Source organism: Muricauda sp. MAR_2010_75 (genome assembly GCF_000745185.1).
Classification (GTDB): Bacteria; Bacteroidota; Bacteroidia; order Flavobacteriales; family Flavobacteriaceae; genus Flagellimonas.
This window is the reverse complement of record NZ_JQNJ01000001.1, coordinates 4,289,151-4,304,034: the sequence shown is the minus strand read 5'-3', so window position 1 is coordinate 4,304,034 and position 14,884 is coordinate 4,289,151. Positions and strand designations below refer to the sequence as shown.

General features: G+C 41.6%; 14 protein-coding genes. 4 read left to right on the top strand and 10 right to left on the bottom strand.

Translation table 11 applies throughout. The features are described from left to right. Positions 1–81: 81 nt before the first annotated feature. Positions 82–2,490 carry a 7TM diverse intracellular signaling domain-containing protein gene (locus tag FG28_RS19410; protein WP_051947507.1) on the top strand — a complete coding sequence of 803 codons (2,409 nt, stop codon included), beginning with the start codon at positions 82–84 and terminating at the stop codon, positions 2,488–2,490. A 17-nt stretch (positions 2,491–2,507) separates the two neighbouring features. Here the strand turns inward: FG28_RS19410 and FG28_RS19405 are convergent, their stop codons facing one another. The 9 genes from FG28_RS19405 to FG28_RS19365 form a co-directional block, all read right to left on the bottom strand. Continuing rightward, positions 2,508–2,714, bottom strand: coding sequence for a hypothetical protein (locus FG28_RS19405; protein ID WP_036385743.1), 207 nt, complete (start codon positions 2,712–2,714; stop codon positions 2,508–2,510). Further along, positions 2,707–3,063, bottom strand: coding sequence for a hypothetical protein (locus FG28_RS19400; protein ID WP_036385742.1), 357 nt, complete (start codon positions 3,061–3,063; stop codon positions 2,707–2,709). The genes FG28_RS19405 and FG28_RS19400 overlap by 8 nt, the downstream gene beginning before the upstream one ends. Further along, positions 3,064–3,399 carry a YtxH domain-containing protein gene (locus FG28_RS19395; RefSeq protein WP_036385740.1) on the bottom strand — a complete coding sequence of 112 codons (336 nt, stop codon included), beginning with the start codon at positions 3,397–3,399 and terminating at the stop codon, positions 3,064–3,066. It abuts the gene before it with no gap. Between the two features lie 133 nt (positions 3,400–3,532). Continuing rightward, positions 3,533–5,074 carry a phosphatase PAP2 family protein gene (locus FG28_RS19390; RefSeq protein ID WP_036385739.1) on the bottom strand — a complete coding sequence of 514 codons (1,542 nt, stop codon included), beginning with the start codon at positions 5,072–5,074 and terminating at the stop codon, positions 3,533–3,535. Then, positions 5,064–6,077 (bottom strand): transporter, encoded by a 1,014-nt coding sequence (locus FG28_RS19385; protein WP_197062637.1) that lies wholly within the window; start codon positions 6,075–6,077, stop codon positions 5,064–5,066. The genes FG28_RS19390 and FG28_RS19385 overlap by 11 nt, the downstream gene beginning before the upstream one ends. Positions 6,078–6,302: 225 nt before the next feature. Next, the gene (locus tag FG28_RS19380; protein WP_036385738.1) at positions 6,303–6,914 is read right to left on the bottom strand and encodes an alpha-ketoglutarate-dependent dioxygenase AlkB; all 612 of its coding nucleotides are present in this window, start codon (positions 6,912–6,914) and stop codon (positions 6,303–6,305) included. Next, complete coding sequence (locus tag FG28_RS19375) at positions 6,898–7,146, bottom strand: Ada metal-binding domain-containing protein (RefSeq protein WP_036385737.1); 249 nt, start codon at positions 7,144–7,146, stop codon at positions 6,898–6,900. The genes FG28_RS19380 and FG28_RS19375 overlap by 17 nt, the downstream gene beginning before the upstream one ends. A 1-nt stretch (position 7,147) precedes the next feature. After that, positions 7,148–7,870 (bottom strand): 2OG-Fe(II) oxygenase, encoded by a 723-nt coding sequence (locus tag FG28_RS19370; protein WP_036385736.1) that lies wholly within the window; start codon positions 7,868–7,870, stop codon positions 7,148–7,150. Positions 7,871–7,885: 15 nt separating this feature from the next. Next, positions 7,886–8,734, bottom strand: a complete 849-nt coding sequence (locus FG28_RS19365; protein ID WP_036385735.1) for a methylated-DNA--[protein]-cysteine S-methyltransferase — start codon at positions 8,732–8,734, stop codon at positions 7,886–7,888. A gap of 203 nt (positions 8,735–8,937) precedes the next feature. Here FG28_RS19365 and FG28_RS19360 point away from each other — a divergent pair, with 203 nt between their 5' ends. Both FG28_RS19360 and FG28_RS19355 read left to right on the top strand, forming a co-directional pair. Beyond that, complete coding sequence (locus FG28_RS19360; protein ID WP_036385733.1) at positions 8,938–9,393, top strand: (2Fe-2S)-binding protein; 456 nt, start codon at positions 8,938–8,940, stop codon at positions 9,391–9,393. A gap of 23 nt (positions 9,394–9,416) precedes the next feature. Continuing rightward, the gene (locus tag FG28_RS19355) at positions 9,417–11,621 is read left to right on the top strand and encodes a xanthine dehydrogenase family protein molybdopterin-binding subunit (protein ID WP_036385731.1); all 2,205 of its coding nucleotides are present in this window, start codon (positions 9,417–9,419) and stop codon (positions 11,619–11,621) included. A gap of 35 nt (positions 11,622–11,656) precedes the next feature. Here the strand turns inward: FG28_RS19355 and FG28_RS19350 are convergent, their stop codons facing one another. Continuing rightward, entirely contained in the window at positions 11,657–12,706 is a 1,050-nt protein-coding gene (locus FG28_RS19350; protein ID WP_197062636.1) for a PQQ-dependent sugar dehydrogenase, read from the bottom strand. 705 nt (positions 12,707–13,411) lie between these two features. On the opposite strand from FG28_RS19350, the gene FG28_RS19340 reads away from it, so the two are divergent. Continuing rightward, the gene (locus FG28_RS19340) at positions 13,412–14,866 is read left to right on the top strand and encodes an arginine decarboxylase (RefSeq protein ID WP_036385725.1); all 1,455 of its coding nucleotides are present in this window, start codon (positions 13,412–13,414) and stop codon (positions 14,864–14,866) included. Positions 14,867–14,884: the final 18 nt, after the last annotated feature.

The following is a 14,884-nucleotide window of genomic DNA, read 5'->3' as shown; positions in this document are numbered from 1 at the left end:
TTCAAATGAAAGTCGTTTTGAATTATAACAAACAAACATACTTCCACTTTCCCAAAGAGTGGTAGTAACGAAGCCTACTTTATGCATAACCTCACAAAGCTGTACTATGTGGCAGCCGGTATTGTTCTGCAAACGATTGCATGCCTATCACCGGTTACCTTAACTGCTCAACTGCAGGAAAATCATATATTTTCAAATCCTATTTCAATTCGTTCCAAGGCATCAGTTCTTTTGGCTGGGCAGAAGGACTATGAATTTAATGAGATTAGAAACAATCCGAAACTTTCCTTTGTTCCTCTTACTGGCATAAAGGAAAACACAGGTTTCTCAAATGACCATTTTTGGTTGACTTTTTCCTTGGAAAATACGACCTCTGAACCCGCATATTATTATCTGGAGACCGGAAGGCCCATTACAGATATTGTGGATTTGTATTTGGTCAAAGAAAATGGAAAAGTGGAGCGTCAATTTAGTGGTGATAAGATTCCCTTTGACCAAAAGACTATTCAACACAGAAAGTCCATTTTTGATATTCGATTGGCCCCAAATGAAAAAGCGGAGGCATACATACATATGAAAAGTGATGGAGAAGTGGTGATGCTGCCCTTGCAATTATATCAAAAGGACCAATTTTTCTATTTGACCTACAAGGAGCAGATTTTCTATGGCTTCTTTTACGGCATTTTGATTTTGGCGTGTGTCATTTATCTGTTCTTCTTCTTTGCGCTGAGGGATAGAGCCTTTATCTATTATGGTCTATATGTACTCTTTATAGCCTTGATGCAGTTTTCTTTGGATGGCTTTTTTCATCAATATTTTACACCCAAAGGTGGATGGCTTTCCGATAGAGCTGTGTTGCTTACCGCCTTTATTTCGCTATTTTTCTTTGGAAAATATGGAGATAAATTCCTGAATTTAAAGGAGAACAGCAGGTTTTTACATAGCTCTGGTAAGGTTTTGGGATTTAGTATTGCTTTGGGTACCCTGCTCTTGGTTGCAGTACCATCTATATTTCAGTATTGTTATCCGCTGGCCAATGCCATTGGTATTTTGGTACTGGTGCACATGATTGCATCGCTCGTGGTGATGAAAACAAAAAAGGTAAACGTTGACCCTTACTTCGTTATTGGTATCTCCTTTTTGGTCTTTGGATTTGTGGTTTTTATCCTGAATAATTTTAATACCATTGAAAATTCATTTTTTACTAACAATGGAGCTAAATTCGGAATCGGGTTTGAGATTATCTTCCTATCGATTTCCATGAGCAATAGAATTCGAAGTTTACGCATGGAAAATGAAAAGAACCAAATGTTGGCGCTTCAACGGGCAGAAGATATGAACCAGATCAAGTCATCTTTCCTTTCCAATATCAGTCATGAACTACGTACGCCATTGAACCTCATTATGGGTGTGGCCACCTCACTCCAACAAAATAAGGAAGAAGAAGATTTGGAAGAAAAGTGTAAGCTTATTTTAAGCTCATCCAAAAACTTGTTGGGGTATATTGAGGACATACTCGACTTTACGGTTATTGAAAAAGGAAATCAAGAGTTAAAAGAAACATCCTTTGACCTTCCATCAACTTTGGAAAAAGTCATAAAAATTCAAAGGGCCAAAGCCGAAGCCAAAAACTTGGATTTCAATTTAGCCATACCCAATGGGTTGCCTTCTAGAATAGTGGGTGACAAAGGAAAAATGGTTCAAATCTTAAACCATCTGCTCGATAATGCCATCAAATTTACCAATCACGGAAGTGTTGAGATTAAGGTTAATGCCAAACAAAAAGGGAAAGACGGCGTTCAGCTCGATTTTGAAATTAAGGATACGGGTATTGGGATTTCAAAGGAGAAAATGAGTACGATTTTTGAATCCTTCACCAAAAAATCCTTCATGGATAAGCGTGAATTCAGTGGTTTGGGACTGGGACTTTATATTGTTAAAACCTACGTGGATTTGCAGGGCGGGACTATCGACATCAAAAATAACGAACAACAGGGCACAACGTGTCACTTAGGTCTTAATTTTGAAGTGGATGAACATGAAACGGAGCTTGGCCAAGATGCACAACCGTTGACCCAATTGAACAGTAGTGCGGTTGGGGCAAGTCGCATTCTTTTGGTTGAGGACAACAAAATGAACCAGACTGTAGTGAAGTTGTTGCTTAAAAAGTGGGAAAATGTAAGCCTAACAATAGCCAATCATGGTAAGGAAGCGCTGGAAATTATGAATGAAGAGACTTTTGATCTCGTATTGATGGATCTTCAAATGCCAGAGATGGATGGTTTTGAAACTACTTCGATAATTCGTTCCGGTAGGGCCAATTGTGCCCCCGATATTCCTATCATTGTACTTACAGCAGATAATACCAGTGATACGCGGAAGGAAATTTTTAGACTGGGTGCCAATGATTTGGTGACCAAACCAGTAAATGGGGCGCTGCTGTTTTCGAAAATAAACAAGAACTTTCCCTTAAGCATCAAAGTTGCTTAAAGCGTATTTGCTTTTTTCTATCTAAACAACCGTTTGAGAATATAGGCAAATAGAAAACCTTTTATAGGGCTAAGAATTCGATTGGCCACGGTGAGGGGTTCAAAAAAGTGTTCAATAGCGTTCTTATTGGATTTAAGTGCCTCTAAGTTGATGTCTTTTTTGAGCCGTAAGATTTTCAACTCTTGTTTTATTTCCTTCATGGATTCAAAATCGGTCTTATTCATCCCTTAAAATGGTTTTTGAAAGTTTTTTGATGATTCTTTTTTCAATTTTCTCTTTGAAAAGGGCATATATCACAAGCATCAACACAATGTACAGCACTCCGGTGAGTACATAGCCCAACGCCAAATTTTCAAGCAGGTTTCCCAAATAAATGGAGAGGGCAATGGAGAAGAGTCCCATGGCCATCATTCCCAAGATGGAGAAAAAGGCCAGTTTTACTGTACCGATACTAAGCTCGGCTGTATGCATGAACAGCTTCAACTTGTAATACTCCCAAGAATGTTTCAGGTATTCTTGGGAGTTATCTATGGATTCAGTTGTAACTGTACCTATTTTTTTTAAGGAACTCATTTATTTTGAGGCGGTTTGAAGTTTCTTATTTTTGGCCTTAAGCTCCTTCAACTTCGCTTCCAATGTTGAGATTACATCGTCAGCCTTATAACTTGCTGAGGAGACCAAGGATTCCACTTCGTCCTCCAAAGAACTGGTTTTGGAACTGAACGTATCAACAACTTGGTTTTTCAGTTGTGTGGTGCTTTGTGCCACATCATCTACCAAGCTATTGGATTGTTCCACCAATTTTTTTCGAGTTGCTGTTCCTTTATCTGGAGCGAACAATATGCCTAAGGTTGCTCCTATGGCCGTACCGGCCAATATTCCTAAAATTGTATTACTACTATCGCTCATGTTTTATTGTTTTATTGATTCATTACAAAACTATGAGCTTTCCCTGCAATGTATTAGTGCAATGGAATTAAAGATTGACTCAATCCAATTTTAGATTTTTACGTGCCTATTTTTTTGAGTCAAAAAATGAAATTTAATTGTCCGCCCCATCGGCCCTTGCACGGTCAATGGTATATTGGGCAACCTCCCGACCTTGATCTGTGCCTACGGTTGCGTCAAAACTCCAATGGATCCCTCCATACACCCGCGATATTGCGGCTTCTTCGGCCCATGCTCTCATCGTTGAAGCTTCCTCGGGGAAAATATAGGCCAGCACTTCGGATGCAGCAGCTGAGAATACGCTGTGACCAGACGTATAGCTTGGGAAGTTTGGTGTTCCAGCTATGGTCTCAAATCCTTCAATGAGTTGAATGGGTCTTGGATAATGATAATAATATTTGGCATCCCAACAACTTATACCTGAATCCATAATGGCCATGTTCATATAGGCCAATGTGCGAGCAGTTTGCAAAGGATTTAATTTGTACTCCACAATAAGTTCATTGGCGATGCGGTTCCAGTGTCCGGGAGGAGTGTAGGTACCCAAGCCGTCTTGCCAAAAGTTGGCAATCCGTCTTTTTTCATCGGTCATGTTGCGGGCATGATCCTTCAATACCTCCACATCGTCCAAGTATTCCTGTGAATCCAATGCGGGCGGAGGGATAGGGCGAACACTCTCCACATCGTCAATGCTCCACATGGTTACTTTGCTAAAGAACGGAGTTAATCCTACAGGACGTTCGGGGATTTCAAGGTTATCCCACGCCCAACCAAATCGATCAAGGGCAGCTTGCTTGATGGAATCAGAGACTGCTTTTGGGGTTTGGGCATTCTTCATACCATCGGTACTGGCTCGGGACAGTCCCATGGCCGAAACGGCATCACCGATTGCCACACCAGCGGTAATGTCGCTCTGTACATTGCCGCCAGAATTGATAAGGCTCTCCAAATGTTCCTCTTCCAATTTTTGCAGGTATTCTGCTTCCAACGGAAACATGGCTGTTAAAATATTACGAGAAGCACGGGCTATTACCGCTCCATCAGAAGGATAGGAAGGAATGTTGTTTTCTTCATAGGCATACTTGATGCTTTCATTTACTTGATATGGGGCAGGCCTGTTGTATTGGTATTTATAATGCCAAGCACTGATGAGTCCATCAAACTGAGCAACAGACAAATAGGCCAATGCCCTGCAAGCATAGGGTGGATGTGCAAATGGAAATGCTGGCGGACCTTCCGGGTTTGCTGGATTGGGCAAGGTATAGGTGCCATCTTCATTAGGACCTGGAATAAGGTTGTATTTGGCAATGAGTTCCAGGGCAATCTCATTCCAGCGCACGGTAGGATTATTGGTCCAGTACTTTACGGCATTCTTTTGTTTTGAAGTCATGCTCACCGTGGCCGTTCTTACAGCATCAAGCTCATCTTGATAGGCTTGGGAATCTGTAGCATCAGGAGCATCGATGTCTATAACATTTCCTGCGTCTAGAAGAACCGGGGTCCATTCCCCTCCATTTTCATTCAGTTCTGTAAAGGTATACCCTTCATAAGGAAGGTACCTTGGTGTATCTTTTTCGCATGAAGCTAAAATGGTAAGCCCCAAGGCCAGTAACAGTGTGTATATTTTATTGTTCATTTTCTTCTACTTCAATTGTTTTCTTGAATGGGTTAAACTGATAGGTAACACCAAAACCAGTGTTACTTAATTTGGGCATGTTGCGTCCGTCAATAATTCTATTATGGTAAGCCACAACACCCAATCCTTTCAATGATTTAAAATAGTACTGGGCGGAAAAACCAATACGGTCAAATTTTACCCGGTTTGTGGGCTGTGCGGCATTATAGGCCCTAATATCGTCACCGCTGGTAGAGGCCAATCCGGTATAGTTGAACTCAAGTTTTAGGGAATAATCAAACAGCCATTTTCCAACAACACCATCATAGGTCCATGCATTGGGTACGTCCATCCAAGCGGTGTAATAACTACCATCGGCATAATAATAATCCCGTTCCGCTTCGGTATAGCCGCGCCATAAATGGGCAATGGAACCTCGAACATAGAATCCATTGTTCCATTGATACTGACTAATGGCCCGTAATGCAAATTCCGGGGCGCCAGCACCAATACTGTACGGTTTGTAATCAGATAGATAATTGGTGAAAGGGGTAGAAAAACTTGCTGTGGCAAAAGCGGTAAGCTCTCCATTGAGCACAGTTTCTTGAATTGCCCGATATTTAACGGCCAATCCTAAATCCTGAAAACCGCGGGCCCCTGTAAACTTTCCTCCATTGGGTTCCGATGATTCCGTTCGTATAAAAGGTAGCCCAACATAAAAGTTGAGGTCATCCAAAATACCAATGGCCGCCATGGGAAGCACTGTATTTCGATCAACTGTGGCTATGGTTTGGTTAGATCGCAAATAGTCGCCTTCCCAATACCGGTCAAAAGAGCCCATGTCATAGGCAAACAAGACACAAATGTTCTTGGATGGCATCATAAGGGCGTCACTGGGTGTCTGTGCTTCTAGTGTGGTTGTTGAACAAACACACAAAAGGACTTGCAGCACAATGGAGCAAGTACCGAAGAAGCTAATTTTATGCTTGAATGAAATTCTACAAGCACTCTTCGTTTGAATCATGTTTAAAGTTTGATTGAAATTGGTTTTTAATAGATTGATTTTCATCGCATTGAAAGAATATCTTGTGCAATGCTTAAGATGCGGGCTAAAATAGACGTAAGCCTAAAGCAAATGAATTAAGGAACGACTAAGAAATGCTAGGTAAAGAATAATGAAGCTAAGGAAAAACTAAAATAAGTTGCCCTTTGTTTAATGTTTTAAAGGTAAGGCGTTGGGGCATTTTGCTTAAAAGGATTCTATGGTCCTAAACGTAAGGTTTATCCGTGGCTTGTGAATGACCTTTGTTGGAGGAAGACGATGTAGCCAATGCGTCTGTGTTGCACCTTTCATCACCAACAAACTACCGTGTTCCAAAAGTAGGGTGACTTTTTCCTTGGTTTTTTTGTGCTTGAAGGAAAATCGTCGTTCGGCTCCAAAACTCAAAGAACCGATGGCACCATCTTTTTTGAGGTCTTTTTCGGCATCACTGTGCCAGGCCATGCCCTCTTCTCCAGAGTGGTACAGATTAAGCAAACACGAATTATAAGTTTCCCCGGTCAATTTTTCCACCAATTGTTTCAATTCCAAAAGTTCGTTGGTCCATGGCAGGGCCTTTTTGGTAGTTTTGGAATAGGTATATTCAAAAGGTTGGTCGCCATACCACGCGACTTTTCGTTTGGTTTCAATACGTTTTCCAAAGATAATGGCCACATCGTTTTTCCAAGCGATGGAATGAAGCAAGTGTTCATAAAACCCATTTGCTTTTTCATAGTCCATGATCATACCGTGGTAATTCACAATGCCATCAAAAGGCAACCAGTTTTTATTGGGGTCTATTTGACTACTGAACAAATCCATTCTTCCATTTTTGATATGCAATCTTCATACAATGTCCGCAGGGTCGATATCCTAAATTTAGGGCTTCCTTCTCAGAACTAAAAAAAACACGATTTTTACGTTTCATACGTTTGCCCGAAGCGCATTTCAAGGTACCATAAATCTTCAGATTTATATTTCCGGCAAAGAGGATTCCTCCATTTTTGATACCTTGTCTAAGGGCTGAATCACTTAATACGGAATGTTGTTTCATGTCAACTAACAGCATCGTGAAAAATAATGCCCAATGCATACCGGTTTCCATTGGTAACTTCACTTACCCCATGCTTCATGTTTACGCGGTAGTACCCTTTTTGCCCCTTCACAGGCCTAAAATTAGTGGTAAAGAATACAAGGTCACCTTGATTGGGCTTTAGTACGATGGCTTTGGATTGGGCCCTGGGGGTTTGTTGTGTCATTACAAATTCACCACCCGAAAAGTCAACCTCCCGATTGCTCAACACCAGTAGTGCCTGGATGGGAAAATAGACATCTCCATATAAGTCTTGGTGCAAGGTGTTGAAACCGCCTTCACCGTATTTGAGTATCAATGGGGTAGGTTTAAGCTGCCCTCTCTCTTTACATTGCTCCAATAACTCTTGATGGGTAGTAGGAAACATCTTGTCAATTTTCAATACTTTCATCCAAAGATTGGCCACAGGGGCAAGATGGGGATAAAGCTTGGTTCTCAATTCTTGGATTTTCTCCGGAAGCGGATAATCAAAATACTTATACTCGCCCAAACCAAAACGATAACGCTCCATGACTACCGTTTTTCGGTACCCATCAGGCTTTTGATAGCGTTGGATGAATTCTTGGCATTCCACTGAACTTAAAAAACCAGGCACGGAGGCATATCCTTTTTTGTGTAGTTCCCCATGCACTTGAGTCCAATCAATATGTTCCCATTGAGGAAGGGTATTTTCTGTTTTTTCCATAAGATTTTGGTGATATTATTGGGCTAAGTCCATTTGCGCAGCTTCCCATCCAATGATGGCATTCTTTCGGGTATTGCCCCACATATACCCACCAAGTTTTCCAGAAGATTGGATTACCCTATGGCAGGGAATCAAAAATGCAACAGGGTTGTTTCCAATGGCCGTGCCCACCGCCCTTGATGCTTTTGGACTATCAATTTTTTGGGCAATGGCTCCATAGGTGGTCAAGCTTCCTTGGGGGATTTTGAGTAAAGTTTCCCAGACCTTTAGTTGAAATGGGGTCCCGCTTAAATGCAATTTAATTTGGTCCAGTCGACTCCAATCGTGTTGAAAAATGAATAATCCATCCTGCTGGGTTTTATCCAATAGTTGATGATACTCAGCATGGGGAAAACGGAATTTTAAATCTTGAAATCCTTTCTGTTCTTCATCTATAAAGGACATGTGGCAGATGCCTTTTGGGGTAGAGGCCACAATTAAATTACCAAAGGGACTTTCGGCAAAACTGTAGTTGATGGTTAGATTTTCGCCTCCATTTTTATATTCCCCCGGGGTCATTCCCTCAATAGTGATAAAAAGATCGTGGAGTCGGCTCGTTCCCGAAAAACCGGTTTCTTGGGCAGTGTCGAACAATGTCGCCTGTCTTTCTTTCAGGAGCTGTTTGGCATATTCAATGCTGATGTATTGCATAAATTTTTTGGGACTAACCCCGGCCCAATCGGTAAACAGCCTTTGAAAATGAAATGGACTCAAATGGACTGATTCGGCAATCTCATTTAAGGAAGGCTGCTCTTTAAAGTTTGTGGTAATGAATTCAATGGCCTGTGCTATTCTGTTGTAATTGTATTCGGTTTGTGCTGTCATGGCGTACAAATTATTTCATAGCAAAAGTAAATGGCCCATTAGGGCAATAAAACCCGAATCTTGCTCATCTTTATTCTTAGCAAGGTATAAATTGCAGTATTTATGAAGAATTTAAGAACATAATGTTAATTTTTTTCAAGATGTCCTAATTTGGAATGGGTCTTTGCTAAAAAACCCATAAATTCAAGTGAATTTTAGACAATATGGCAACATTTACACTCAACATCAACGGAAAAACGCAGGAGGTGGACGTAGACCCCTCCACACCCATTCTTTGGGTTTTGCGAGACAATTTAAAACTAGTAGGAACCAAGTACGGTTGTGGTATTGCACAATGTGGCGCTTGTACCATCCATTTGAATGGAACGGCCACACGGTCCTGCATGTTACCGATATCGTCTGTGGGCAATCAAGAAATAACTACCATTGAGGGGTTATCTGAAGATGGAGACCATCCCGTGCAAAAGGCTTGGATTGAAGAAGATGTGCCCCAGTGCGGTTACTGTCAAGCAGGGCAAATTATGACTGCTTCGGCGCTTTTAAAACAAAATCCGAATCCTACGGACGAAGAAATTGAAATGGCAATGAACGGCAACATTTGCCGTTGCGGAACATACCTTAGAATACGAAAAGCTGTGAAAACGGCATCAAAATCATAACCACCCTTTAAAAAACATACACCATGACGCTTGTAAAGACAAAAATAGGACGACGTGCTTTCATACGAAATACAGGTTTGGCCGGAGGTGGGCTCGTTCTTGGATTCAACTGGTTGGCTTCCTGCAAAATGACCCCAGAGCAAGTCAACAGTATGCCCAAAGAGTGGTTTGAACTCAATGGATTTTTGAAAATTGGGGACAACGGTTTGGTGACCATCATGTCACCCAATCCGGAAATAGGACAAAACGTAAAAACGGCCATGCCCATGATTGTGGCCGAAGAGTTGGATGTGGCTTGGAAAGACGTCATTGTGGAACAAGCTCCCTTGAACACAGATATTTTTACACGACAATTGGCAGGGGGAAGTCAATCCATTCGCCAAGGGTGGGAAGGTCTTCGCATGGCTGGGGCCACGGCCCGTCAAATGTTGAAGGAGGCTGCTGCCAAAGCTTGGGAAGTTCCTGTTGGTGAAATTACTACTTCCGAAGGAATGCTCACCCATGAGGCTAGTGGCAAATCAGCCGGATATGGTGAAATTGCCTCCGCTGCTGCTGCAGTTGAGGTTCCAGAAGAAGTGGAACTTAAAGAACAAAAAGATTTTAAAATCATCGGTACCGACCGCAAGAATGTGGACGGTGAGAAAATTGTGACTGGAAAACCATTGTATGGATTAGATGTACAAAAAGATGGTATGCTCATTGCCATGATTGTGCATCCACCGGCCTTTGGCATGAAATTAAAAGATATGGATGCTGAATCCGTAAAATCCATGCCGGGAATAAAAGATGTGTTTCCTATTGTGGTGTACCCCGAAGATGTGGAAAAACAATGGTCCGATGGAGGAGCCATTGCTGAATTGGCGGTTGTTGTTGGAAACAGTACCTGGGAATGCATGCAAGCCAAAAAGGCACTGCAGGTTCAGTGGGAAGAGGATTCCAAAATGGAGAGCACCGCTTATCATGATGAGAGGCTTTCAGAACTGTTAAAAACCACCCCAAAAGAAGCTGCGCGTAAAGACGGTGATGTGGATGCCGCATTCAAAACCGCTGCCAAAATTGTGGAAAGTACCTATACCGCACCCTTCTTGGCCCACAATACCATGGAGCCTATGAATTTCTTTGCCGATGTTACAGCAGATAAAGCAGAATTATTGGGCCCCATTCAAACTCCAGAATTTTTAGAACTGACATTGGCTTCCAGATTGGGATTGCCCAAGGAGAAGATTGATATTATGATGACCCGAATGGGAGGTGGATTTGGTCGCCGTTTGTATGGAACTTTTGCTGTGGAAGCCGCTGTAATTTCCCAAAAAATGGGTGCTCCCATAAAGTTAGTGTATACCCGTGAAGATGATATGACCCAAGGAACCTACCGCCCTTCGTACAAGGTAAAGTACAAGGCTGGTTTGGATGAAAACGGCAATTTGATCGCATGGCATGTTCGCGGTGCGGGAACCAACGATGACCTCGTTTTTGAAAATCGTTTTCCAGCGGGTGCAGTGGACAATTACCTTGCTGAAAAGCATAGTTTGCAAACCAATGTGACCACTGGTGCATGGCGGGCCCCTCGTTCCAACTTTATTGCTGGTGCCGAGCAAGCCTTTATGGATGAGGTGGCAGAAGCCGCTGGTAAGGATCCTATTGAATTCCGTTTGGAGTTGTTTGATCGGGCCATTTCAAACCCAGTTGGAGATCCAGAACAAAATGATTACGACCCAGAACGTTATGCGGGCGTACTAAAATTGGTCAAGGAAAAATCCAATTGGACCAGTGGAGACAACGGAAAATCCAGAGGGGTTTCAGCGTACTATTGTCATAATTCGTATGTGGCTCAAGTACTGGATTTAACCATGAATGGAAATACGCCCAATGTGGACAAGGTTTGGTGTGCCGTGGATTGTGGAATTGTCATCAACCCACTGAGTGCCAAAAACCAGATTGAAGGTGGAATTGTGGATGGTATTGGACACGCTACCTATAGTGCGATGACCTTTAAGGATGGCCAACCGGAACAATCCAATTTTGACACATATCGCCTAATCCGAAATATGGAGGCACCAAAGGAAATAGAAACCTTTTTTGTTGACAATGGCATTGACCCAACAGGTTTGGGCGAACCATCATTGCCACCAATTGTGGGAGCTTTGTCCAATGCAATGTACAAGGCAACCGGAAGGCGTCATTACAATCAACCTTTGATCAATGACAAGCCCCCATTGGTAGGCTGATATTGAATCCAAGGAGAACAGATTAAGGGAGCAATTTAGTTGGGTATAAGCCTATAGATTGCTCCTCCATCTACTCCAATATATAGGTAACCATCTGGTCCTTGTCTTACTACCCGTATCCTTTTATTAAAGTCTTTTAGCAACCGTTCCTCATGGATTATCTTTCCCTCTTTCAACACCAATCTATTTAGATGGGTAAGTGCCATGGCTCCAATAAAGAGATTCCCTTTCCATTTTTTAAACTTATTACCTGAGTAGAATTCCATGCCGCTGGGGGCAATGGATGGCACATAGAGGTGGTTGGGTTGTTCCATACCTTCTTTATGAGTAATTCCTTCACCAATAGGAGTGTCGTCATAATCTATGCCATGACAGATAACGGGCCAGCCATAGTTGAGACCAGGGTCAATTCGATTAACCTCATCACCACCTTTGGGTCCGTGCTCATGCAACCATAATTCTTGGGTCTGGGGATGAATGGTCAAACCCTGTGGATTTCTATGTCCATAGCTCCAAATTTCAGGTTTGGCATTGGGTTTTCCAACGAATGGATTGTTATTTGGTATCCTGCCATCATCAAAAATGCGCATTACTTTTCCCAAATGATTGCTCAAGGTTTGGGCAGAATCCTTTAGATCATAACGGTCTCCCATGGTAAAAAATAGATATTCGTTATGAATGGCCATACGCGTTCCATAATGACTCGGGGAGCTGTAAAAGGGAAAAGCCGTAAAAATACGCTCAATTTGGGTTAAGGAGTCTCCCATTAGTTTTCCACGATCAATAGCCATGGTACTTGCAGTGGAATCCCCGATGGAATGGGCAAAATACAACCAGTTGTTTTTTTCAAATTCAGGGTGAAGAAGAATATCCAATGCCCCGCCATCACCTTGACAATAGGATTTAGGAACCCCTTTTAGTATTTCTTTTGTTCCAGAACCAGGGTTCACGCGGATGATCTCACCAGAAAATCTATTGGATACCAGTAGCTGTTTATCGGGTAAAAAGCACATCCCGAAAGGAACACGAATACTGTCGGCTACCAGTTCCAATTCAAAATTCTCCACCTCGCTTTCAAATGCCAATTTGGGATTTTTTCCCCTACAAGAAATGCACAGTAATAAAAGCCAAAGTATAGCTGCCCACAAGAAGTTATGTTTCATAGATCAGTAGAATAGGTTTGGAATATGCGATATAAATATGGTGAACTTGTCTGGGCTACTTTTTTTGATTTATAGTAAACTCATACGGATTTATAAATCTGTCAATGGAATGAGGTATTTATCCGGGTTTTTTATACCCCGTTGGATATTGCCGACGGTTCAATGAAAAATCACATGAAAAAGTGGATAAACTTCGGCGTTCCAACACGGAATCGTGAGACCTTTTGGATGGGTTGATAACTGGTTTTTATGTGGATTTATACGCGTAAAGAATTGTTTTTCAGAGTATTATGAATAATAAATATTTTATTGAAAAATGTTTGCAATATTCATTTTTTGTTTATGTTTGCTTCATGAATGAGTCCAAAAAAGGACGCATTGCCTATCGCTTTGAAAACTTTTTTCATGTTCGGGCTTTTGGGGATAAGGAAGTCTACCCAACAAGCCGTCTTAAAGTTAAGACACCGAATAGTAGGGCTGACTTCCGAAATGCACTCCGTCATCCGTGATTACTCACGGAGCCCTTTCTTTGTGGCCTATACCGTATTCGAATTTCGCATCTGAGAAATTTTGATTTTCAGACTTCTATTTTTCTCACTATCTTTTATTATAAACAGCGAAATTTAAATGAAAACAAAGTACATCGACTTGATCGAGCAGACTTACGATTTTCCCCAGGAGGAATTTCAATTAGAGGACAACAAACTACAGTTCCACGGTGTAGACCTATATAATTTGGTGCAACGCTATGGAACTCCTTTGAAGTTCACATACCTGCCCAAAATATCCAAAAACATACAGCGGGCAAAAGAGTGGTTTGGCGCGGCCATGGCCAAGCATGATTATAAAGGATCCTACCACTATTGCTATTGCACCAAAAGCTCCCATTTTGAGCATGTTTTGAATGAAGCCCTCAAAAATGACATTCACATTGAGACTTCGTCGGCCTTTGACATCAATATTGTGGAACACTTAAAAAAGAAAGGTAAAATTTCAAAGGATACCTATGTTATCTGTAATGGGTTTAAACGGGACCAGTATGTACAGAACATAGCACGGTTGATCAATGAGGGGCATAAAAACTGCATCCCTATTATTGATAATTATGAAGAAATTGAACTCTTAAGCGAAGCCATTGAAGGGAAGTTTAAGGTGGGTATCCGGATTGCTTCAGAAGAAGAACCAAAATTTGAGTTCTATACCTCACGATTGGGTATCGGGTATAAGAACATTGTACCCTTTTATAATCAGTCCATCAAAAATAATGACCAGGTTGAGTTGAAGATGTTGCACTTCTTCATCAATACAGGAATCAGGGATACGGCCTATTATTGGAACGAGCTTTTAAAGTGTCTAAAAGTCTATATAAGCCTTAAAAAAGTATGCCCAACTTTGGATAGCCTTAATATAGGCGGAGGGTTCCCCATTAAGAACTCCCTGGCTTTTGAATACGATTATGAGTATATGGTGGACGAGATCATCCATCAAATAAAGCAAGCGTGTGATGAGGCTGAGGTTGAAGTGCCCCACATCTTCACCGAATTTGGAAGTTTTACCGTAGGTGAAAGTGGTGGAACCATTTACGAGGTGCTTTATCAAAAACAACAGAACGATAGGGAAAAATGGAATATGATCAACTCGTCGTTCATCACTACCATGCCAGATTCGTGGGCCATTAGCAAAAGGTTCATCACTTTGGCCATAAACCGATGGAACGAGGAGTATGAGCGGGTTCTATTGGGAGGGTTGACCTGTGATAGTGACGATTATTACAATTCGGAACAGCACATGAACGCTATCTATATGCCCAAGTACAAAAAGGATAAACCCTTATATATCGGGTTTTTCAATACGGGAGCTTACCAAGAAACCATTGGAGGTTTTGGTGGATTGCAACATTGTCTCATTCCCCATCCCAAACATATATTGATTCAGAAAGATGATAAGGGCAATTTGAAAACCTCGGTGTTTGCCGAACAACAGACCGCCGAAGAATTTCTGTCCATTTTGGGCTATGGATCCAAGAAGGATGAAAATGGTCTTTTAGACCCAAAAAAAATGCTGGTTTCCAGCAAAAACTGATTACGAATTATTAATTAA

What these genes read in the sequence shown, in the direction of transcription:
- FG28_RS19410 (WP_051947507.1), top strand. Translation starts at nt 82, where the DNA reads ATGCATAACCTCACAAAGCTGTACTATGTGGCAGCCGGTATTGTTCTG.
- FG28_RS19405 (WP_036385743.1), bottom strand. Translation starts at nt 2,714, where the DNA reads ATGAATAAGACCGATTTTGAATCCATGAAGGAAATAAAACAAGAGTTG.
- FG28_RS19400 (WP_036385742.1), bottom strand. Translation starts at nt 3,063, where the DNA reads ATGAGTTCCTTAAAAAAAATAGGTACAGTTACAACTGAATCCATAGAT.
- FG28_RS19395 (WP_036385740.1), bottom strand. Translation starts at nt 3,399, where the DNA reads ATGAGCGATAGTAGTAATACAATTTTAGGAATATTGGCCGGTACGGCC.
- FG28_RS19390 (WP_036385739.1), bottom strand. Translation starts at nt 5,074, where the DNA reads ATGAACAATAAAATATACACACTGTTACTGGCCTTGGGGCTTACCATT.
- FG28_RS19385 (WP_197062637.1), bottom strand. Translation starts at nt 6,077, where the DNA reads ATGATTCAAACGAAGAGTGCTTGTAGAATTTCATTCAAGCATAAAATT.
- FG28_RS19380 (WP_036385738.1), bottom strand. Translation starts at nt 6,914, where the DNA reads ATGGATTTGTTCAGTAGTCAAATAGACCCCAATAAAAACTGGTTGCCT.
- FG28_RS19375 (WP_036385737.1), bottom strand. Translation starts at nt 7,146, where the DNA reads ATGAAACAACATTCCGTATTAAGTGATTCAGCCCTTAGACAAGGTATC.
- FG28_RS19370 (WP_036385736.1), bottom strand. Translation starts at nt 7,870, where the DNA reads ATGGAAAAAACAGAAAATACCCTTCCTCAATGGGAACATATTGATTGG.
- FG28_RS19365 (WP_036385735.1), bottom strand. Translation starts at nt 8,734, where the DNA reads ATGACAGCACAAACCGAATACAATTACAACAGAATAGCACAGGCCATT.
- FG28_RS19360 (WP_036385733.1), top strand. Translation starts at nt 8,938, where the DNA reads ATGGCAACATTTACACTCAACATCAACGGAAAAACGCAGGAGGTGGAC.
- FG28_RS19355 (WP_036385731.1), top strand. Translation starts at nt 9,417, where the DNA reads ATGACGCTTGTAAAGACAAAAATAGGACGACGTGCTTTCATACGAAAT.
- FG28_RS19340 (WP_036385725.1), top strand. Translation starts at nt 13,412, where the DNA reads ATGAAAACAAAGTACATCGACTTGATCGAGCAGACTTACGATTTTCCC.